The sequence below is a fragment of the Massilia sp. NBRC 108631 genome, assembly GCF_059704565.1.
The window spans coordinates 1-18,169 of sequence record NZ_BAAKJE010000209.1 but is presented as its reverse complement, the minus strand read 5'-3'; the positions used below and the strand labels follow the sequence as shown (position 1 = coordinate 18,169).

Annotated in this window: 21 protein-coding genes; 16 read left to right on the top strand and 5 right to left on the bottom strand. The window is 62.8% G+C overall.

The genetic code is table 11. From position 1 onward, the window contains the following. Positions 1-8 precede the first annotated feature (8 nt). From AC6H42_RS22570 to AC6H42_RS22535, 8 genes are read left to right on the top strand one after another with little or no spacing between them, the layout of a single operon-like run. On the top strand, positions 9-539 hold the full coding sequence (locus AC6H42_RS22570; protein WP_082552045.1) for an OmpH/Skp family outer membrane protein: 531 nt from the start codon (positions 9-11) through the stop codon (positions 537-539). A 28-nt stretch (positions 540-567) separates the two neighbouring features. After that, a complete protein-coding gene (gene lpxD, locus AC6H42_RS22565) occupies positions 568-1,623 on the top strand; it encodes a UDP-3-O-(3-hydroxymyristoyl)glucosamine N-acyltransferase (protein ID WP_497548995.1) in 1,056 nt (351 codons plus the stop codon). Positions 1,624-1,625: 2 nt separating this feature from the next. Further along, entirely contained in the window at positions 1,626-2,123 is a 498-nt protein-coding gene (fabZ, locus tag AC6H42_RS22560; RefSeq protein WP_057157167.1) for a 3-hydroxyacyl-ACP dehydratase FabZ, read from the top strand. Next, positions 2,123-2,914, top strand: a complete 792-nt coding sequence (gene lpxA, locus AC6H42_RS22555) for an acyl-ACP--UDP-N-acetylglucosamine O-acyltransferase (RefSeq protein ID WP_057157168.1) — start codon at positions 2,123-2,125, stop codon at positions 2,912-2,914. The genes fabZ and lpxA overlap by 1 nt, the downstream gene beginning before the upstream one ends. Continuing rightward, a complete protein-coding gene (gene lpxB / locus AC6H42_RS22550; RefSeq protein ID WP_057157169.1) occupies positions 2,898-4,052 on the top strand; it encodes a lipid-A-disaccharide synthase in 1,155 nt (384 codons plus the stop codon). The genes lpxA and lpxB overlap by 17 nt, the downstream gene beginning before the upstream one ends. Next, positions 4,049-4,675 carry a ribonuclease HII gene (rnhB, locus tag AC6H42_RS22545; protein WP_057157170.1) on the top strand — a complete coding sequence of 209 codons (627 nt, stop codon included), beginning with the start codon at positions 4,049-4,051 and terminating at the stop codon, positions 4,673-4,675. Before lpxB ends, rnhB begins: the two co-directional genes overlap by 4 nt. Continuing rightward, entirely contained in the window at positions 4,672-5,457 is a 786-nt protein-coding gene (locus AC6H42_RS22540) for a TrmH family RNA methyltransferase (RefSeq protein ID WP_497548994.1), read from the top strand. The genes rnhB and AC6H42_RS22540 overlap by 4 nt, the downstream gene beginning before the upstream one ends. 21 nt (positions 5,458-5,478) lie before the next feature. After that, positions 5,479-6,675 (top strand): EAL domain-containing response regulator, encoded by a 1,197-nt coding sequence (locus tag AC6H42_RS22535; RefSeq protein WP_057157172.1) that lies wholly within the window; start codon positions 5,479-5,481, stop codon positions 6,673-6,675. 80 nt (positions 6,676-6,755) lie between these two features. On the opposite strand, the gene AC6H42_RS22530 is transcribed toward AC6H42_RS22535, so the two are convergent. Continuing rightward, positions 6,756-7,577 carry a helix-turn-helix domain-containing protein gene (locus tag AC6H42_RS22530; RefSeq protein ID WP_497548993.1) on the bottom strand — a complete coding sequence of 274 codons (822 nt, stop codon included), beginning with the start codon at positions 7,575-7,577 and terminating at the stop codon, positions 6,756-6,758. Positions 7,578-7,686: 109 nt separating this feature from the next. Here AC6H42_RS22530 and AC6H42_RS22525 point away from each other — a divergent pair, with 109 nt between their 5' ends. Beyond that, positions 7,687-8,007, top strand: a complete 321-nt coding sequence (locus AC6H42_RS22525) for a hypothetical protein (RefSeq protein WP_057157174.1) — start codon at positions 7,687-7,689, stop codon at positions 8,005-8,007. Here the strand turns inward: AC6H42_RS22525 and ppsR are convergent. After that, complete coding sequence (ppsR, locus tag AC6H42_RS22520) at positions 7,982-8,830, bottom strand: posphoenolpyruvate synthetase regulatory kinase/phosphorylase PpsR (RefSeq protein WP_057157175.1); 849 nt, start codon at positions 8,828-8,830, stop codon at positions 7,982-7,984. The two genes, AC6H42_RS22525 and ppsR, sit on opposite strands and share 26 nt — an antisense overlap. A gap of 157 nt (positions 8,831-8,987) precedes the next feature. Here ppsR and ppsA point away from each other — a divergent pair, with 157 nt between their 5' ends. The 4 genes from ppsA to AC6H42_RS22500 all read left to right on the top strand — a co-directional run bounded on the left by ppsA (position 8,988) and on the right by AC6H42_RS22500 (position 13,596). Then, positions 8,988-11,417, top strand: coding sequence for a phosphoenolpyruvate synthase (gene ppsA, locus AC6H42_RS22515; RefSeq protein WP_057157176.1), 2,430 nt, complete (start codon positions 8,988-8,990; stop codon positions 11,415-11,417). A gap of 148 nt (positions 11,418-11,565) precedes the next feature. Continuing rightward, positions 11,566-11,985, top strand: coding sequence for an NfeD family protein (locus AC6H42_RS22510; protein WP_057157177.1), 420 nt, complete (start codon positions 11,566-11,568; stop codon positions 11,983-11,985). Positions 11,986-12,019: 34 nt separating this feature from the next. Continuing rightward, positions 12,020-12,943 (top strand): SPFH domain-containing protein, encoded by a 924-nt coding sequence (locus AC6H42_RS22505; RefSeq protein ID WP_057157178.1) that lies wholly within the window; start codon positions 12,020-12,022, stop codon positions 12,941-12,943. Between the two features lie 2 nt (positions 12,944-12,945). Beyond that, complete coding sequence (locus AC6H42_RS22500; protein ID WP_497548992.1) at positions 12,946-13,596, top strand: hypothetical protein; 651 nt, start codon at positions 12,946-12,948, stop codon at positions 13,594-13,596. An 86-nt stretch (positions 13,597-13,682) separates the two neighbouring features. Here AC6H42_RS22500 and AC6H42_RS22495 read toward each other — a convergent pair whose 3' ends face one another. The 3 genes from AC6H42_RS22495 to AC6H42_RS22485 all read right to left on the bottom strand — a co-directional run bounded on the left by AC6H42_RS22495 (position 13,683) and on the right by AC6H42_RS22485 (position 16,025). Next, on the bottom strand, positions 13,683-13,973 hold the full coding sequence (locus tag AC6H42_RS22495) for a DUF1330 domain-containing protein (RefSeq protein WP_497548991.1): 291 nt from the start codon (positions 13,971-13,973) through the stop codon (positions 13,683-13,685). Between the two features lie 13 nt (positions 13,974-13,986). Continuing rightward, positions 13,987-14,715 (bottom strand): SDR family NAD(P)-dependent oxidoreductase, encoded by a 729-nt coding sequence (locus tag AC6H42_RS22490; RefSeq protein ID WP_057157181.1) that lies wholly within the window; start codon positions 14,713-14,715, stop codon positions 13,987-13,989. A gap of 92 nt (positions 14,716-14,807) precedes the next feature. After that, positions 14,808-16,025 (bottom strand): MFS transporter, encoded by a 1,218-nt coding sequence (locus AC6H42_RS22485; protein WP_497548990.1) that lies wholly within the window; start codon positions 16,023-16,025, stop codon positions 14,808-14,810. A gap of 113 nt (positions 16,026-16,138) precedes the next feature. On the opposite strand from AC6H42_RS22485, the gene AC6H42_RS22480 reads away from it, so the two are divergent. The 3 genes from AC6H42_RS22480 to AC6H42_RS22470 all read left to right on the top strand — a co-directional run bounded on the left by AC6H42_RS22480 (position 16,139) and on the right by AC6H42_RS22470 (position 18,049). Beyond that, positions 16,139-17,050: a LysR family transcriptional regulator gene (locus AC6H42_RS22480; protein ID WP_497548989.1), complete on the top strand. Its 912-nt coding sequence runs from the start codon at positions 16,139-16,141 to the stop codon at positions 17,048-17,050. Further along, positions 17,047-17,547 (top strand): DUF3592 domain-containing protein, encoded by a 501-nt coding sequence (locus AC6H42_RS22475; protein ID WP_497548988.1) that lies wholly within the window; start codon positions 17,047-17,049, stop codon positions 17,545-17,547. The genes AC6H42_RS22480 and AC6H42_RS22475 overlap by 4 nt, the downstream gene beginning before the upstream one ends. A 73-nt stretch (positions 17,548-17,620) precedes the next feature. Beyond that, positions 17,621-18,049: a DUF4259 domain-containing protein gene (locus AC6H42_RS22470; protein WP_057157186.1), complete on the top strand. Its 429-nt coding sequence runs from the start codon at positions 17,621-17,623 to the stop codon at positions 18,047-18,049. Positions 18,050-18,169 lie beyond the last annotated feature (120 nt).

Sequence of the window (18,169 nt, the reverse complement as noted above, 5' to 3'; positions counted from 1 at the left end):
GAAACACGTTGAAGACTGCTTCCGCTACCGCATCGGCTAAGGCCGCCAAGTATCTGGCCGTGCTTGCACTGGGCTTGAGCGCTTTGGGGCCGGCGCAAGCGCAGTCGTCCAAGATTGCGTGGCTCAGCACCGAGCGGATTTATAACGAATCGCGCCTGGCCAAGCTGGCCGGCGACAAGCTGGCCGAGGAGTTCAAGGCGCGCGAAAAAGCCATGCAGGACCTGGCTTCGCGCCTGAAAAGCGCCTCCGAAAAGCTGGAAAAGGAACTGCCGGCGCTGGGCGAGGCCGACCGCGTCAAACGCCAGCGCGAGTACTTCGAGCTGGACAAGGAGTTCCAGCGCCGCCAGCGCGAGTTCCGTGAAGACCTGAACCAGCGCACGAATGAAGAGCGCGCCGTCATTTCCGACAAGGCCACCCTGATCATCAAGCAGCTGGCGCAGACCGAAGGCTTCGATATCGTGCTGCAGGATGCGGTGTGGGCCAGCCCGCGCATCGACATCACCGACAAGGTGCTGGCGGCGCTCGACAAAAACAAATAGTCACACAGATATAGATTGGAACACCCCGATGGGCACTCGACTAGGAGAATTGGTCGAACGCTTGGGCGGGCAGCTGGTAGGCGATGCGGCACTGGAAGTGTCCGGCATCGCGCCACTGGCGGACGCCGGCGTTTCGCACATCAGCTTTCTCAGCAATAGCAAATTCCGCGTGCAGGCCGGCCAGAGCAAGGCCGCCGCGCTGATCGTCTCCGCACAGGACGACGAGACCGTGGCCGCGACCTACCAGGGCGCGCGCATCATCGTCAAAAATCCCTATGTGTACTTTGCCCGCGCGGCGCAATACTTTGAATCGCTGACGGCCATCGTGCCCGAGCCAGGCATCCATGCTTCGGCGGCGGTGCACGCCACGGCCACGGTGGACCCCAGCGCCCATATCGGCCCCTTCGTCAGCATCGAGGCGGGCGCGGTGATCGGCGCCGGCGCGGTGATCGAGCACGGCTGCTTCGTCGGCCGCGACGCGCAGGTGGGCGAGGGCACGCACTTCTTCGCCAACGTGACCTTGCAGGCGCGCTGCATCATCGGCAAGCGCGGCATCGTCCATTCGGGCGCCGTGATCGGCACCGACGGTTTCGGCTTTGCCAACGAGGGCGGTGTCTACATCAAGATTCCGCAGACCGGCCGCGTGGTGATCGGCGACGACGTCGATATCGGCGCCAACACCACGGTGGACCGCGGCGCGCTGGCCGATACCATCATAGAAGACGGCGTGAAGCTGGACAACCAGATCCAGATCGGCCACAACTGCGTGATCGGCGCGCACACGGCGATGGCCGGCTGCGTCGGCGTGGCCGGCAGCGCCGTTATCGGCAAGTACTGCACCTTCGGCGGCGCCGCCATGGTGCTGGGCCACCTGAAAATCGTGGACGGCGTACACGTCTCGTCGGGCAGCATGGTATCGCGTTCGATACTGGAGCCGGGCCAGTACACCGGCTTCTATCCGTTGGCAAAAAACGCCGATTGGGAAAAATCGGCCGCCATTGTTCGCAATTTGCCGGGGATGCGCGATAAAATCCGCGCGCTGGAAAAAAACATTAAAACTAAAGACGCTGACGTCAAAGACTAATCATGACCACTACCGAATTGAGCACCGCCCCGAAGACCATGGATATTTGCGAGATCAAGGCCTACCTGCCGCATCGCTATCCGCTGCTGCTGGTCGACCGCGTTCTGAACTACGAAGAGAACAAATCCATCACCGCCATCAAGAACGTCACCGTCAACGAAGAATTCTTCAACGGCCACTTCCCGCACAAGCCGGTCATGCCGGGCGTGCTGATGATCGAGGCGATGGCGCAAACCGCAGCGCTGCTGTCGTTCAAATCCATGGGCATCAAGCCGGACGAGAATTCGGTGGTCTACTTCGTCGGCATCGACGGCGCGCGCTTCAAGCGCCCCGTGGGCCCCGGCGACCAGCTGAAGATGGACGTGGAAATTCTGCGTGTGGCGCGCGGCATCTGGAAGTACAAGGCAGTCGGCACCGTCGACGGCCAGACCGCCGTGGAAGCGGAACTGATGTGCACCATCCGCAGCACCGCCGACGCGAGCCAGCCAGCGGGGCAGTAATGAGTCATATCCATTCCACCGCCATCGTTGACCCGAAAGCGCAGCTCGACAGCAGCGTGACGGTCGGCCCGTACTCGGTGATCGGCCCGAATGTGCGCATCGCGGCCGGCACCAAGGTCGGCCCGCACGTGGTGATCGAAGGCCACACCACCATCGGCCGCGACAACGTGCTGTTCCAGTTCTCGTCCATCGGCGCCGCGCCGCAGGACAAGAAATGGTCCGGCGAGCCGACCCGCCTGGAAATCGGCGACCGCAACACCATCCGCGAATTCTGCACCTTCAACACCGGCACCGTGCAGGACAAGGGCGTGACCAGGCTCGGCAACGACAACTGGATCTCGGCCTACGTCCACCTGGCGCACGACTGCATCGTCGGCAACAACACGATTTTCTCGAACAACGCCCAGATCGCGGGCCACGTCGAGATCGGCGACTGGGTCATCATGAGCGGCTTTGCCAATGTGCACCAGTTCTGCAAGATCGGCGCGCACGCCTTCGTCGGCATGAGCACCAGCCTGACGCAGGATGTGCCGCCGTTCGTGCTGTTGAACGGCAACCCGGCGGCGGCGCACGGCGTCAACATCGAAGGCCTGAAACGCCGCGGCTTCACGCGCGAGCAGATCAACGCCATCCGCGCTGCCTACAAAACGCTGTATCGCTCCGGCCTCACGCTGGAGGAGGCCAAGGCGGCCATGCTCGAACAGGAGAACGCGCTGGCCGAGGACGTGGCCGTGCACGCGCGCGCCATGCGCGAATTCCTCGATACGGCGAATCGTGGCATCGTCCGCTGACATTGCCGTCGCGGTAGTCGCCGGCGAGCCGTCCGGCGACGTGCTGGCCGCGCGCCTGCTGTCGGGCCTGCGGCCGCAGTTGCCGGAAGCGCGCTTTCACGGCATCGGCGGTCCGGCGATGATGGAGCACGGCTTCGAATCGCAGTGGCCGATGGACAAGCTGACCGTGCGCGGCTTGCTGGCCGTGATTCCCCGCTACCGCGAAATCAAGGGCATCCAGAACACGCTGCGCGACCAGTTGCTGGCCGAGCGGCCTGACGTGTTCATCGGCGCCGACTACCCGGGCTTCAACCTGGGACTGGAAGAACAGCTGAAGGCGGCCGGCATTCCCACCGTGCACTACATCGGGCCGCAGATCTGGGCCTGGCGCGGCGGCCGCATCAAGAAGATCATCCGCGCCGTGTCGCACATGCTGGTGGTGTTCCCCTTCGAGGAAGAAATTTACCGCAAGGCAGGTGTGCCATGCAGCTACGTCGGCCATCCGCTGGCCGAACTGGTGCCGTTGGCGCCGGACGAGGCCGCTGCGCGCCGCCTGCTGAGCCTGCCGGAGGTGGCCAACGTGGTCACCATCATGCCGGGCAGCCGCATGTCGGAGATCAAGTACAACACGGTAGCCTTCATGAAGGCGGCACGTTTGCTGAAGAAGCGCGACCGTTCGCTGCATTTCGTGGCGCCGATGGCAGGCGAGAAGCAACGCCAGTACTTCCTCCAGCTGGTGGCGGAAGCCGGCCTGCAGGATGTGGAGATCAAGCTGCTGGACGGCCAGTCGCACACCGCCATCGCGGCGGCGGACGCGGTGCTGGTCGCTTCCGGCACGGCGTCGCTGGAAGTGGCACTGTTCAAGAAGCCAATGGTGATCGCTTACAAGATGATGGCGCTGGAATGGCAGATTTTGCGGCATTTTGGCTACCAGCCGTGGATCGGCCTGCCGAACATCCTGGCGCGCGACTTCCTGGTGCCGGAGCTGCTGCAGGACGCGGCCAGCCCGGAGAACCTGGCCGAAGCCATGTGGCGCCAGCTGAGCGACGCGCCGCACCGCCTGAACCTGGCGGAACGGTTTACTGAAATGCACCACAGCCTGCTGCGCAATAGTGCGCAGGAAAGCGCGGCGGCAGTGATGAAAGTACTGAAGAAATGAAAACCCCACAACCCGGCCTGTTCGACGACTTGCCGCGCTCGCTCGACGAGATCATCTGCGGCGTGGACGAGGCCGGGCGCGGCCCGCTGGCCGGCCCGGTGTTCGCGGCGGCCGTGATCCTGCATCCCGAGCGTCCCATCGACGGCCTGCGCGACTCGAAAAAGCTGACCGAAGCCAAGCGCGACATGCTGGCGCCGCTGATCAAGAGCCATGCGCTGGCCTGGGCCATCGCCGAGGCCTCGGAGGCGGAGATCGACAAGCTCAACATCCTGCAGGCCAGCATGCTGGCCATGAAGCGCGCCGTGGAAGCGCTCAGCACCAGGCCGACCCTGGCGTTGATCGACGGCAACCACTGCCCGCGCATGATGATACAGACCATCGCCATCATCGGCGGCGACGACAAGGAAGACGCCATCTCGGCCGCCTCCATCCTCGCCAAGACCGCGCGCGACGCCGCGCTGGTGCAGCTGCACGCCGCCTATCCGCAGTATGCCTTCGACCAGCACAAGGGCTATGGCACCGCGCTGCACCTGGAGCGCCTGCGCGAACACGGCCCGTCGCCGGTGCACCGCCGCTCGTTCGCACCCGTACGGGAACTGCTGTTCATGAATAATTTGTTATGAAAACCATCACCTCGCGCGACAACGCGCAATACAAAGACCTGAAGCACCTGGCCACCAGCTCCCAGGCTCGCAAGAAAGCCGGCCAGACGCTGCTGGACGGGGTGCACCTGTGCCAGGCTTACCTGCAACTGCGCGGCCTGCCGGTGCAGTGCATCGTCAGTGAAACGGCGCTGAACAACCAGGAAGTGGCCGATATCGTCGGCAAAATCGAGCATCAGCGTGGCCATACCATCGCCTTGCCGGACGCGCTGTACAACGCCGTCAGCCAGGTTGAGCACGGCGTGGGCGTCATGTTCCAGATCGATACCCCCGAGCGCGCCGTGCCGGCGGCCATGACAGTGTCCGCAGTCCTGCTGGACAATGTGCAGGATCCCGGCAACGTCGGCTCCATTTTGCGCAGCGCCGCTGCCGCCGGCATCAAACAGGTTTATTGCAGTGGCGGCAGCGCTTTCTGCTGGTCGCCGAAAGTGCTGCGGGCCGCCATGGGCGCCCATTTCGTGCTCGACATCTTTGAAAATGTCGATCTGGCGCCGCTGATGGCTGCCTCCAGTATTCCCACGCTGGCCACCAGCGGCTATGCCACCACCCGCCTGTACGATGCGGACCTGGCCAGGCCGGTAGCCTGGGTATTCGGCCACGAAGGGCAGGGCGTGGCGGACGACCTGCTGTCCCTGGCAACGCAGACCGTGGTCATCCCCCATCTCGGCCAGGTGGAATCCCTGAACGTCGCCGCGTGTGCGGCTGTATGCTTTTTCGAGCAAGTCAGGCAAAATCAGCAGTAAATATGTTTCTCTGGAGCAGGCATGGACATCGCGCAGTTGCAGTTTCTGGTAGCGGAGGGGGATCCTGGCCAGCGCCAGGCGCTGGTGGACATGTTGCGCCGCCTGGGCGCCGCCCAGGTTGCCGACGCGCCGGACGGCCACGGTGTGCTGCGCCACCTCAGCGCTGACTTCGTGCCGGCCGTGAATATCGCCATCCTCGACCTGGCGCTGCCCGGTATCGACGCGCTGGAACTGATACGCCGCCTGGCCGAGTCCGGCAGCCGCGCCGGGATTATCGTTGCCGGCGCCCAGAAATCCGACGTGCTGTTTTCGATTGAAACCATGGCCCAGGCCTATGGCGTGGATTTACTCGGCGCCATTGCCAAGCCGGTAGGTGAACAGCGCCTTCAGACATTGATCAGTAATTACCAGGGCGCGCGCGCCGATTCCAGTGCCAAAGCCGGTCCTGTATTCAGTTTTGCCGAAGTGGGGCGCGGTTTGCAGGCACGCGAATTCGATCCGTTCTTCCAGCCTAAAATCGAATTGGAATCCGGCCTGGTAAAAGGGCTGGAAATGTTCGCCCGCTGGCGGCATCCGGAACACGGCGTACTGGGGCCGGCCGCATTCATGCGCGCGCTGGAGGAAAATAAGCGCATCGATTTTCTCGACTGGAGCATGATAGAGAAATCGGTGGCCGCCTGCCGTACGCTGCACGATAAAGGCATTCCGATTTCGGTGTCGATTAATGTGGACCAGGCGACCTTGGCTCATCCGCAATTCATGGCGCAAATCGGCGCATGCCTGGAACGCCACCGCATATTGGCAGACTACATTACTTTTGAAATGACAGAATCGGCTGTGCTGTCGGCCGAACCGCATTTCCTGGAACGCCTGCTGCGTTTGCGCATGCAGGGATTCGGATTGGCAATTGACGATTACGGTACCGGCCGGTCGAATCTGCAATTATTGGCCGCCGTGCCATTCACGGAATTAAAAATAGACCGCAGTTTCGTCGATGGCGCATCGCGCCGGCGCGCCATCAGTACGGTATTAAAATCCTGCCTCGGCCTGGCGCGCAGCCTGGATCGCCGTTCGGTGGCGGTCGGTGTGGAAACCAAGCAGGATTGGGATTTCCTGCAAGGCCTGGGTTGCACCTACGCGCAGGGCTATTACATTGCCAAACCCATGCCGGTCGAAGAATTCCCCGATTGGCTGAACGACTGGCGCCAGTTTTTCTAATCGCCATCAACTTTCTACAGCGGCCGCAGAGATGCGGCCGCTGTTGTTTCATAGGCAGCCCATGCCAGTTATTGGCGCAATCAAGCTGGTATCGGGCACGAGGTGGACGCGTCGGCGGACCGGCGCGCGAGTACGGCGGCTGTGAAATCGTCTGCGGGGAAGAATGTCTCGATGGCCAGCTCCTGCAGCGTGATATCGTGCGGCGTGCCGAATATGGTAACGGTGCTGATAAAGCTCAATATTCCGGAAGCGCTTCTCAGGCGCAGCGGCAGTAATACGCCGGGCGCATCGTATTCCTTCCCGGACCTATCGTCCCGCAAGGCAGGAAACGGATAGTCCCTTACTTCGGCAATCAGGGATCGCAGGTGGGAATCGCCGCCTGATTCCAGCTGCCGCGCCAAACGCTCCAGTATGTGTGTGCGCCATTGCGGGTAATTGATGATGCTGGAACCTAGTCCATCCGGATGCAGGCTGAATTTCACCACGTTGACCGGCTCCGCCAGCAGTGCCGGATGGGCGCCGCTCAGCAGCACGCCCACGGCCTGGTTCATCGCGACGATTTCATAGCGGCCATTCATCACCAGGCAAGGATTCGGCATATGGCTTTTTAAAACAATATTGAGCGAATGTCTTGCTGCCTGCATTTCCGGCGCGTCCAGCGCGGTGGTTTTATACATCGGTGCAAAGCCGGCCGCTTCCAGAATGTTATTGCGCTCCCTCGGCGGAATATTCAGCCGGTCGGAAAGGCGCAGCACCATTTCGCGGCTGGGGCTGGAGCGGCCGGTTTCCAGAAAGCTTAAATGGCGGGCCGACAGGTCCGCACTTTCCGCCAGGCCTTGCTGGCTGAGATGCCGCAGTTTGCGCCATACGCGCAAATGCTCGCCGAAAGTCGAATTATTCATGCAGGCTATTCTAACCGGCGTTGGGGGGCGGGAGCATTACCTTGCAGGTAATGGCACGCCGACACTGCAATGCCGATAATCGGGCATCCAACCTTTGAAAGGAATAATCATGCAGCGCACCTTGATCGCCGTCGTCCTGGTTTTGTTTGGCGCCCTGAGTCTGCCGGCCATGCTGCAGCATGGCTATGTCGGCATCTGGGAGGTGCAGTTCCGCACCTGGGCCGGCATGCAGGTGCTGGCCGACCTGGCCATTGCGCTGGTGCTGGTGCTGGCGTGGATATGGAAGGACGCCAAGGCGGCGGGGCGCAACCCGTGGCCCTGGATTGCGGCCACCCTGACGCTGGGCTCGTTCGCCCCGCTGGTGTATTTGCTGACGCGCCGCCGGCAGGCGGCGCGGGTGGAGGTCAGTACTCGCGCCGGTTCGGCTTAATTTCCTGCAAGATCGTGGTCGAAATCTCCTCGATCGACTTGGTGGTCGAGGACAGCCAGCGGATGCCTTCCCGCTTCATCATCATCTCCGCCTCGTTCACCTCGTAGCGGCAGTTCTCGATGGACGCGTACTTGCTGCCGGCGCGGCGCTCGTTGCGGATCTCGGCCAGCCGCTCCGGGGTGATGGTCAGCCCGAAAATCTTCGATTTGAACTGGTACAGCGAGGACGGCAGCTTGCCGCGCTCGAAATCGTCCGGGATCAGCGGGTAGTTGGCCGCCTTGATGCCGTACTGCATCGCCAGGTACAGGCTGGTCGGGGTCTTGCCCGAGCGCGACACGCCGACCAGGATCACATCCGCCGACGACAGGTTCTTATGCGACTGTCCGTCATCATGGGCCAATGAGAAGTTAATCGCCTCGATGCGGTTCTTGTATTCCTCGCTGTCCACGATATTGTGCGAACGGCCGATGGTGTGCGTCGACATCACGCCCAATTCCTGCTCCAGCGGCGCCACGAAGGTCTGGATCAGATCCATATGCATGCCATTGCATTTGCGGATCACTTCCGACAATTCCGTCTTTACCAGGGTGGAAAAGATAATCGGCCGCTGGCCGTCTGTGGCGGCCGCTTCATTAATCTTGCGGGCCGCGTCGTAAGCCTTGTCCAGCGTGTCGATAAACGGCAATCGGATCTGGCGGAAGCGCAATTCGAACTGCGTCAGCACGGAATGGCCGAACGTTTCCGCAGTGATACCAGTGCCGTCGGAGACGAAAAACACGGTGCGCGCGGCGGCGGGGAGGGGCGGGCGTTGTTCTTGTGTCATGAGGGAGTGCTTAGAGCTATGTTGTGAATCGTCAATTTGCGCCGCAGGCTGTAGAATGCACAGCAACGGTAAGATTGTGCTGCACGATGCTAAGAATAACAAGAATCAATATCGGCCAGCCTGCGTAAAGATTTCTATCATCAGTAAAGGTGTCACTATGACTAACGCAGCACTGAAGGAGCAGCAGAACGGCGATGCCGTCTATGTCGCTTCGTTTGAGAACTTGCGCATGACGGATGTGGAGTCCGTCGGCGGTAAGAACGCCTCCCTGGGCGAGATGATCAGCCAGCTCGCTGGCGCCGGGGTCCGGGTGCCGGGGGGCTTCGCCACCACGGCCCAGGCTTTCCGCGACTTCCTGTCGCACAGCGTTGGCGGCGGCAAGCCGCTGGCCCAGCGCATCGCCGACCGCCTGGAAGGCTTGAACATCGACGACGTGCGCTCGCTGGCGCAAGCCGGCGCCGAAATCCGCCAATGGATCGTGGAAACCCCGTTCCAGCCTCGCCTGCAGGCTGAAATCGAGGAGTTCTACGCGCGCCTGGTGGCCGACTCCGAAACCGAAATGTCCTTCGCCGTGCGCTCCTCGGCCACCGCCGAAGACTTGCCGGACGCGTCCTTCGCGGGCCAGCAGGAATCCTTCCTGAACGTGGTCGGCATCGAAAACGTGCTGGACGCCATGAAGCACGTGTTCGCGTCCCTGTACAACGACCGCGCGATTTCCTACCGCGTGCACAAAGGCTTCACGCATGCCGAAGTGGCGCTGTCGGCCGGCGTGCAGCGCATGGTGCGTTCGGACGTGGGCGCCGCAGGCGTGATGTTTACCATCGACACCGAATCCGGCTTCAAGGACGTGGTCTTCATCACCTCCAGCTACGGCCTGGGCGAGACGGTGGTGCAGGGCGCGGTCAACCCGGACGAGTTCTACGTGCACAAGCCGATGCTGGAACAGGGCAAGTCGCCTGTCATCCGCCGCAACATCGGTTCCAAGCTGATCAAGATGGAATTCACCGCCGAAGCGAAAGCCGGCCGTTCCGTCAAGACCGTGGACGTGCCGATCGAAATGCGCAACCGCTACTCGCTGAACGACGAAGAAATCGTTGAACTGGCGAAGTACGCCGTCATCATCGAGAACCATTACCAGCGTCCGATGGACATCGAGTGGGGCAAGGATGGCCGCGACGGCAAGCTGTACATCCTGCAAGCGCGTCCGGAAACCGTGAAGTCGCAGCAGAAATCGACCGACGCGCAGCAGCGCTTCAAGCTGAAGTCGACCGGCACCGTGCTGACCTCCGGCCGCGCCATCGGCCAGAAGATCGGCGCCGGCCCTGTGCGCGTGATCTCCGACCCGTCCGAGATGGAACGCGTACAGCCGGGCGACGTGCTGGTGGCCGACATGACCGACCCGAACTGGGAACCGGTCATGAAGCGCGCTTCCGCCATCGTCACCAACCGTGGCGGCCGTACCTGCCACGCGGCGATTATCGCGCGTGAACTGGGCGTGCCTGCGGTAGTGGGTTGCGGCGACGCAACCGAGATCCTGAAAGACGGCACCTTCGTCACCGTATCCTGCGCCGAAGGCGACGAGGGCAAGATCTACGACGGCCTGCTGGAAACCGAAGTGTCGGAAGTGGCGCGCGGCGAACTGCCGCCGCTGAAAACCAAGATCATGCTGAACGTGGGCAACCCGCAGCTGGCCTTCGACTTCCAGTCGGTGCCGAACGCCGGTGTGGGCCTGGCCCGCCTGGAGTTCATCATCAACAACAACATCGGCGTGCACCCGAAAGCCATCCTGGAATACCCGAACATCGACGCCGACCTGAAGAAGGCCGTGGAGTCGGTGGCGCGCGGCCATGCTTCGCCGAAGGCGTTCTACGTGGACAAGCTGGCCGAAGGGATCGCCACCATTGCCGCCGCGTTCTGGCCGAAAAAGGTAATCGTGCGCATGTCCGACTTCAAGTCGAACGAGTACAAGAAGCTGATCGGCGGCTCGCGCTACGAGCCGGACGAGGAAAACCCGATGCTGGGCTTCCGCGGCGCGGCACGCTACCTGTCGGCCGACTTCGCCGGTGCGTTCGAAATGGAATGCCTGGCCATGAAGCGCGTGCGCAACGACATGGGCCTGACCAACGTCGAGATCATGGTGCCGTTCGTGCGCACCCTGGGCCAGGCTGAGAAAGTGGTCAACCTGCTGGCCAAGAACGGCCTGAAGCGCGGCGAAAACGGCCTGCGCCTGATCATGATGTGCGAAGTGCCTTCGAATGCGGTGCTGGCCGACCGCTTCCTGGAGTTCTTCGACGGCTTCTCGATCGGTTCCAACGACCTGACCCAGCTGACCCTGGGCCTGGACCGCGACTCCGGCATGGAACTGCTGGCCGCCGACTTCGACGAGCGCGATCCTGCGGTGCAGGCGCTGTTGCAGATGGCCATTCAGGCCTGCCTGAAGCAGGGCAAGTACATCGGCATCTGCGGCCAGGGCCCTTCGGACCACCCGGAACTGGCGGTATGGCTGATGGAGCAGGGCATTGAATCGATGTCGCTGAACCCGGACTCGGTAATTGATACCTGGCAGAAACTGGCAGCATTGCAATAAAACAAGTTGACGTTGAGGTGTTTTGAGTTAGACTGGAGTTATTGGAACGTTTAGCAAAAAACCATCAAAACCTCACACATTGCAGCAAGAACCCTCGTCGCCTTCGCAGGCAGCGGGGGTTTTTTATTTTTCACAACGAGGAGGCATCATGTCTGACTGGAGCATGTGGCTGTTGGCCGCAGGCGTGCTGGTGGTGTTGGAGCTGCTGACCGGCACCTTCTACCTGCTGATGATCGCGGTCGGACTGGCGGCCGGGGCGGCGGTGGCATTCGCCGGCGCGTCCGGGCCGGTGCAGACGGTGACGGCTGCCGTGGTCGGCGTGCTGGCAACCGGGCTGCTTTACCGCAGCAAATACGGCAAGTCCGGCAGCGTGGACGCGGCGGTGGACCCGAACGTGAACATGGATATCGGCCAGACCGTCAGCGTGCCGGCCTGGCAGGACGGCATGGCGCGCGTGATGTACCGCGGCGCGCTGTGGGATGTGGAACTGGCGCCGGGTTCATCGCCGGCGCCGGGGCTGTACACCATCCGCGAAGTACGCGGCAGCCGGCTGATCGTCGGCGCCTGACCCTTGAAAGAGTAGACAAAACGTGGAGAACTTTATGGAAATCGGCATCGGCAACGTCAGCTTCGTCATCTTCATCCTGGCGCTGGTATTCGTGTTCAAGACCATCAATGTGGTGCCGCAGCAGCACGCCTGGGTGGTCGAGCGCCTCGGCAAATACCACGCCACGCTGGGCCCCGGCCTGAACATCGTGGTGCCCTTCGTGGACCGCATCGCCTACAAGCACGTGCTCAAGGAAATCCCGCTCGACGTGCCGCCGCAGGTCTGCATCACCAAGGACAACACGCAGCTGCAGGTGGACGGCATTCTCTACTTCCAGATCACCGACGCCATGCGCGCCTCCTACGGCTCGTCCAACTATATCGCCGCGATTACCCAGCTGGCGCAGACCACCTTGCGTTCCGTGATCGGCCGCATGGAACTGGACAAGACCTTTGAAGAGCGCGAACACATCAACACCGCCATCGTCAACGCCATCGACGAGTCGGCCGCCAACTGGGGCGTGAAAGTGCTGCGTTACGAGATCAAGGACCTGACGCCGCCGAGCGAGATCCTGCACGCCATGCAGGCCCAGATCACCGCCGAGCGCGGCAAGCGCGCGCTGATTGCCGCTTCCGAAGGCCGCAAGCAGGAACAGATCAACATCGCCACCGGCGAACGGGAAGCGTCGATTGCCCGTTCCGAAGGCGAAAAGCAGGCCGCCATCAACCGCGCCCAGGGCGAGGCAGCTGCCATCACGGCGATCGCCGACGCCACGGCCGGCGCGCTGCGCGAAGTGGGCGCCGCGATCCAGTCGCAAGGCGGCGCGGACGCGGTGAACCTGAAAGTGGCCGAGAAATACGTGGAAGCGTTTGCCGAGCTGGCCAGGACCAACAACTCCCTCATCGTTCCCGCCAACCTGGGCGACATGAGCGGCCTGATCGCCACCGCGATGCAGGTGGTGAAGACGCAGAAACCCTGAACTTGAACATACCCTTCCATTACCAGGCGGCGCTCGCCCTCATCGGCGTGAGCGCCTTGTGGGCGGTGCTGGCGCCGGTTTATGCGGCAGCCCACACTTGGCTCCGCAACGGGGACGTGGCCAGCGGCTCCGCTACCGTTGCGGAAGCAGCTACTGGCAAGAAGGGGAGGCCCGCCGCATGCAGCGCCATCGTGATTGCTGTGCCGGCATGCGTTTGGCTGAACCTGTCGCTGGCGCTGCACGCACTCAATCTGCTTGCGGTTGGCTTGGCAATCTGCTGCGGTGCGGTACTGGTTTATCGCGCGTTCAAGTGGTACCCGCGCTGGCTGGGCGTTCCGGTTGGCGTGCTGTCCGCGCTCGGATGGTTGCTGGTCGTCGGCATGTTGATACTGGACGGGTTGTTTGGAGGTGGCTCGCCGCGTACGGCCCACATAGGCAACGGTCGACATTGCGAGTTGCGCGAATACGGTTTCGTCACTTCGGATCAGGGCAGCATTACGCGGGTCTACCAGCGCCACTTCTTTATCGACAGGCAAATCGGAAAATTCGTGATCTCCTACATATACCCGGGCGCTCTCGGCCCTGCGCCGGATTTGCAGCAGCGCTGCGAGCGCGCATTGATGGCCGAACAGCGCCGCCAGGCCTTGAACTAGCAGCCGTGTGAGGCCATGGACACAGCAGTCATTGACCTGCGTCGGGCGTCAGCAGCTTGCTTGCTTTGAGCCTGGCTCTGCTTCGGCTATAAGCCTTCGACGATGCGGAAATCGCGTTCGGCGCCGTCGCCCAGCGCTTCGAGCGATGCCGCGTAAGCCGGACTGGCGTACGCGTCCCGTGCCGCCGCGATGGAGGGGAACTCGATCACCACCGTCAGTTGCTGTACACCGTTCTCCTGCACCTCCGGCCGCGTGTTAAACACCAGCGCGCGTCCTCCGGCCGCTTCAATCGGTGGCCGGGCCAACTCGGCGTAGGCCTTCACTTTCGCCTGGTCCGAGATCGACCGGTAGGCGACTATCCAATATCCCTTTTTCATGCTGTCTCCTTGATTACCATTTACCGTTGTGGGCGCCGCCGTCGACGCGCAGTACTTCGCCGCTGACTTGCCTGGCTTCCGTCAGATATACCACGGCATGGGCAATGTCCTCAACGCTGGCGGTGGAATTGTTCGGCGCCAGCGACTTGAGGAAGTCGGACGGGATGCCGTCGGTCAGCGGGGTGTCGACAATACCGGGCGCCACCACGTTGACGCGGATGCCTTGCGAAGCGAATTCGGACGCCAGGCTGCGGCTCACGGCTTCAATGCCGCCCTTGGTAATCATCGGCACGGCGGCGGTGAGGGCGCGGTTCGGGCTGCCTACCAATGTGCTGGAGATGCCCACGATGCTGCCGCCGCGCTCCTGCTTCAGCATCTGCCTGATGACCAGCTGGCTGATGTACAGGTAGCCTTCCAGATTGGTGCGCGACAGCGCAGCGAAGTCGGCCGGGGTGTAGTCGAGGAAAGGCTTGGCGATGAAGATGCCGGCATTGTTCACCAGGCCGTCGATGCCGCCGAAGCGCTCCACCGCCGCCGCCACTACCTTGATTGCGGTGGCCAGCTCGCCGATGTCGCCATCCACCAGCGCCAGGTTGGCGGAAGGCTGGAACGCCTCGGACTGGCTGATAGTGCGCGAGGTGGCCACCACGTTGTAGCCGCGCGCCAGGAAGGCTTCGACGATGCCTGCGCCGATGCCTTGCGACGCGCCGGTGACGATGATGGTTTTTTGCTGTTGAGTCATGCTAGCTCCTGATGGGGTGAAGGGCTTGTTGGTGGAATGGACTTTACTTCCAACAACCTTGCCGATAAAGGCCGCGCCAGGCGCTACTGTTATTACATCGTGTAATCAATCGCCTGGGCGATGCCGCGGCTGGCCAGGTATTCGGTCATCCAGTACAGCAGTGACAGGCCGGGGAAGGCCGCGCCGGCCAGCAGGGCGGCGTGCCAGCCGTAACTGGCGTAGACCCAGCCGCCTGCCGCCGACCCCAGCGCGCCGCCGGCGAAGAACAGGGCGAAGTACAACCCGTTCAAGCGGCTGCGCAGCTCCGCTCCCAGGCTGAAGATAGCGCGCTGGCCCAGCACCAGGTTGGCCGCCACACCCATGTCCAGCACGATGGAGGCTACCGTCAGCACGGCCAGCGCCACGTTGCGCATGGCAGGCGAGTCCGGCGCGAACAGCGGCAGCAGGAAGCTCACCACGCCCAGCGCCAGCGCGGCGGCGGTGGCCATCAGCGTATGCCCCGAGTCAGCCAGCTTGCCGGCGACAGGCGAGGCGATGGCGCCGGCCATGCCCACCAGCGCGAACACGGCAACGCCGGTTTGCGACAGGTGAAAGGCAGGCGTGGACAGCATCATCGGCGTTACGGTCCAGAACAGGCTGAAGGCGCCGAACAGGCCCGCGTGATAGGCGGCGCGGCGGCGCAGCACGGGCTGGCTCAGCAGTAGCAGCCATAGCGAGGCCATCAATTTACGGTATGGCACCGGCGCGGACGGCACGCGCGCCGGCAGCTTGCGGCGCAGCACGGCTGCCAGCATCACGGTGGCAACGGCGGCGCCGCCGAAGACCACGTGCCAGCTGCTGGCATCGGCCACCAGGCTGGCCACGGGACGCGCCAGCATGATGCCCATCAGCAGGCCGCTGACCACCTTGCCCACGGTCTGGCCGCGCGTGGCTTCAAGCGACAGGTGCGCCGCGTAAGGCACCAGCACTTGCGCCGCGACGGAACCCAGGCCGATGGCCAGCGCGGCGGCAAGGAAGGTCCAGGCGCTGGTGCTGGCGGCGGCGGAGGCCAGCGCCAAGGCCGTGAACAGCAGCGCTGCCACCACCAGCTTGCGGTTCTCGAGCAGGTCGCCCAGCGGCACGACGAACAGCAGGCCCACTGCGTAGCCCGCCTGCGTCAGCGTCACGATCAGGCCTGCCGCCTGCGGCGACAGCCCGGTGGCGGCGCTGATCGGGCCGACCAGCGTCTGCGCGTAGTACAGATTGGCGACGATCAGCCCGCAGGCGATGGCCAGCAGCCAGACCATGCCCTTTGAAATGTCCTTGTTCATATTTGCCTCTCGGATTAGCTATGCGATGAGGCCATTCTAGGGAGAAGCCATCGGAAGATAATTAGGGCATAATCCTCATACGCTTTTCGGATTAGATGAACAATGAGGGAATAGTGGACCGCCTGAAAGCCATGCAAACCTTTGTCCGCATCGTCGAAGCGAACAGCTTCACCAAGGCGGCCGAAACGCTGAACCTGCCGCGCGCGGCACTGACGGCCACCATGCAGAACCTGGAGGCCTTCCTTGGCACCACGCTCCTGCTGCGCACCACGCGCCGCCTGTCCTTGACGCCGGACGGCGCCGACTACTTCCGCCAGTGCGTGGAGATCCTGGGCGCGGTGGAAGCGGCGGAAGCGGGCTTTCGCGGCGCCAGTACGGGCAAGCCAAAGGGCAAGCTGCGCATCGACCTGCCGGGTACGCTGGGCCGCCGCCTGGTGATGCCGCGGCTGGCCGAGTTCGCGGCGGCGTATCCCGATGTGGAGCTGGTGCTCAGCCTGACCGACCGCATCGTCGACGTGGTGCAAGAGGGCATAGACTGCGCGCTGCGGGTGGGGCAGTTGCAGGACTCGTCGCTGGTGGGCCGCCAGATCGGCAGCATGCGTTTTCTCACATGCGCCGCGCCGGCCTATCTGGAGCGCCACGGCGTGCCGCGCACGCTGGAGGAACTGCGCGCGCACCGTGGCGTGATCCACTTTTCCGGCCGCACCGGCCGCGCCTTCGACTGGGACTTCCAGGTGGACGGCAAAGTGGTGAAGGTGGACATGGCGGGCGCCATCTCCGTCAACGACGCCGACGCCTATTTGAGCTGCGCCTTGCAGGGCCTGGGCCTGGCACAGGTCGGCGCCTACCAGGCCCGCCCGCATTTGCAGGCGGGGGAACTGGTGCAAGTGCTGTCCGCCTGGCCGCCCACGCCCATGCCGATCTCGCTGCTGTACCCGCAGGGCCGCATGGCAGCCCCCAAGGTGCGGGTGTTCGCCGAGTGGCTCACCGCTGTTTTCCAGAATGAAGAGGACTGCCAGCCATGATAGACAAGCAAGCCATGATGCGGCCCACGCCCGGGTTGGCGATCACGTTCGGCTGGATGCTGATACTGCTGATGGCGTTGCCCGCCATCTGGTTTGGGGCGTCGCGTATCTGGGCCAAAGTAGCGGCGGAAGAGTGGACCCTGGTGAGGGCCACAGTCCTGTCCAGCAAGGCCTATCACCGCACCGGAAAATCCAATGACTGGTGCGTGATGCTGCACTACAGCTATCCGGCCCTAGGGAAGAGGTACGAAAGCCGGGCGATCGGCACGTCGCGCGTTGGGAATGCCGGCTGCGAGCGGAGCGAGGAACGATTGCGCGAGCGCTGGGGGGATCTGGCGCCGGGCACGTTGCTGCGGGCGCGATTCGACCCGCAAGCGCCGGAGCGCGCGGCTATCGTTGTCGAGAAAGTGGACGCGCTTGACTGCGTCATGATCCTGATAGGCCTCATCATCTTGTGTGGAAGCGCGTGGGAGATCCGGAACCAAATGAAACGGTGAAGCATTGACGCGGCGGGCGTAACTGTTTATAACATGGCGATTATTGCAAGCTGAAACGGATAGGAAAAATAATATGGGTACTTGGGCGGTGGACGCGTTCGGCAACGACTTTGCGCTGGACTGGGCGCAGGATTTGCAGGAATCGAAGGACTTGTTTTTCATCGAGGACACGCTGAACAACGTGCTGTCGCCGGATAGCGCAGATTATCTGGAGGCGCCGTTCGCCGCAGAAGGGCTGGCCGCCATCGAGGTGCTGGCGCGGCTGTATGGCAAGCCGGGTGAGAACGGCGAGAATACGCAGGACGTCGATGCATGGGTGGAGGAGGTCAGCAAGAAGACCACAAAGCGGCGAACCGACCTGATCGAAAAATCGCAGCGCGCCATCGAGCATATTCTGTCCGATCGCTCGGAATTGCGGGAACTGTGGGAGGACAGCGAACACTATGCCGAATGGCGCGCGTCCGTGGACGAACTGAAAAAGCGCATCAGCGCGTCAATATGAACATAACCGTACGTCCGGACCTGTCAGAAATTTTGTGTGCGGGGCCAAAGTTTAATTAGCTGATCGCGTTGGTGAAACGCTCCCCATACATGATGGCGAACTGGTTAACTGCCTGCTTCC

Excerpts from the sequence above, each read along its gene's own strand:
- AC6H42_RS22540 (WP_497548994.1), top strand. The coding sequence starts at position 4,672 with ATGAAAACCATCACCTCGCGCGACAACGCGCAATACAAAGACCTGAAG.
- AC6H42_RS22475 (WP_497548988.1), top strand. The coding sequence starts at position 17,047 with ATGATAGACAAGCAAGCCATGATGCGGCCCACGCCCGGGTTGGCGATC.
- lpxA (WP_057157168.1), top strand. The coding sequence starts at position 2,123 with ATGAGTCATATCCATTCCACCGCCATCGTTGACCCGAAAGCGCAGCTC.
- AC6H42_RS22535 (WP_057157172.1), top strand. The coding sequence starts at position 5,479 with ATGGACATCGCGCAGTTGCAGTTTCTGGTAGCGGAGGGGGATCCTGGC.
- AC6H42_RS22525 (WP_057157174.1), top strand. The coding sequence starts at position 7,687 with ATGCAGCGCACCTTGATCGCCGTCGTCCTGGTTTTGTTTGGCGCCCTG.
- AC6H42_RS22505 (WP_057157178.1), top strand. The coding sequence starts at position 12,020 with ATGGAAATCGGCATCGGCAACGTCAGCTTCGTCATCTTCATCCTGGCG.
- AC6H42_RS22470 (WP_057157186.1), top strand. The coding sequence starts at position 17,621 with ATGGGTACTTGGGCGGTGGACGCGTTCGGCAACGACTTTGCGCTGGAC.
- lpxD (WP_497548995.1), top strand. The coding sequence starts at position 568 with ATGGGCACTCGACTAGGAGAATTGGTCGAACGCTTGGGCGGGCAGCTG.
- ppsR (WP_057157175.1), bottom strand. The coding sequence starts at position 8,830 with ATGACACAAGAACAACGCCCGCCCCTCCCCGCCGCCGCGCGCACCGTG.
- rnhB (WP_057157170.1), top strand. The coding sequence starts at position 4,049 with ATGAAAACCCCACAACCCGGCCTGTTCGACGACTTGCCGCGCTCGCTC.
- AC6H42_RS22495 (WP_497548991.1), bottom strand. The coding sequence starts at position 13,973 with ATGAAAAAGGGATATTGGATAGTCGCCTACCGGTCGATCTCGGACCAG.
- AC6H42_RS22530 (WP_497548993.1), bottom strand. The coding sequence starts at position 7,577 with ATGAATAATTCGACTTTCGGCGAGCATTTGCGCGTATGGCGCAAACTG.
- AC6H42_RS22490 (WP_057157181.1), bottom strand. The coding sequence starts at position 14,715 with ATGACTCAACAGCAAAAAACCATCATCGTCACCGGCGCGTCGCAAGGC.
- AC6H42_RS22485 (WP_497548990.1), bottom strand. The coding sequence starts at position 16,025 with ATGAACAAGGACATTTCAAAGGGCATGGTCTGGCTGCTGGCCATCGCC.
- fabZ (WP_057157167.1), top strand. The coding sequence starts at position 1,626 with ATGACCACTACCGAATTGAGCACCGCCCCGAAGACCATGGATATTTGC.
- ppsA (WP_057157176.1), top strand. The coding sequence starts at position 8,988 with ATGACTAACGCAGCACTGAAGGAGCAGCAGAACGGCGATGCCGTCTAT.
- AC6H42_RS22510 (WP_057157177.1), top strand. The coding sequence starts at position 11,566 with ATGTCTGACTGGAGCATGTGGCTGTTGGCCGCAGGCGTGCTGGTGGTG.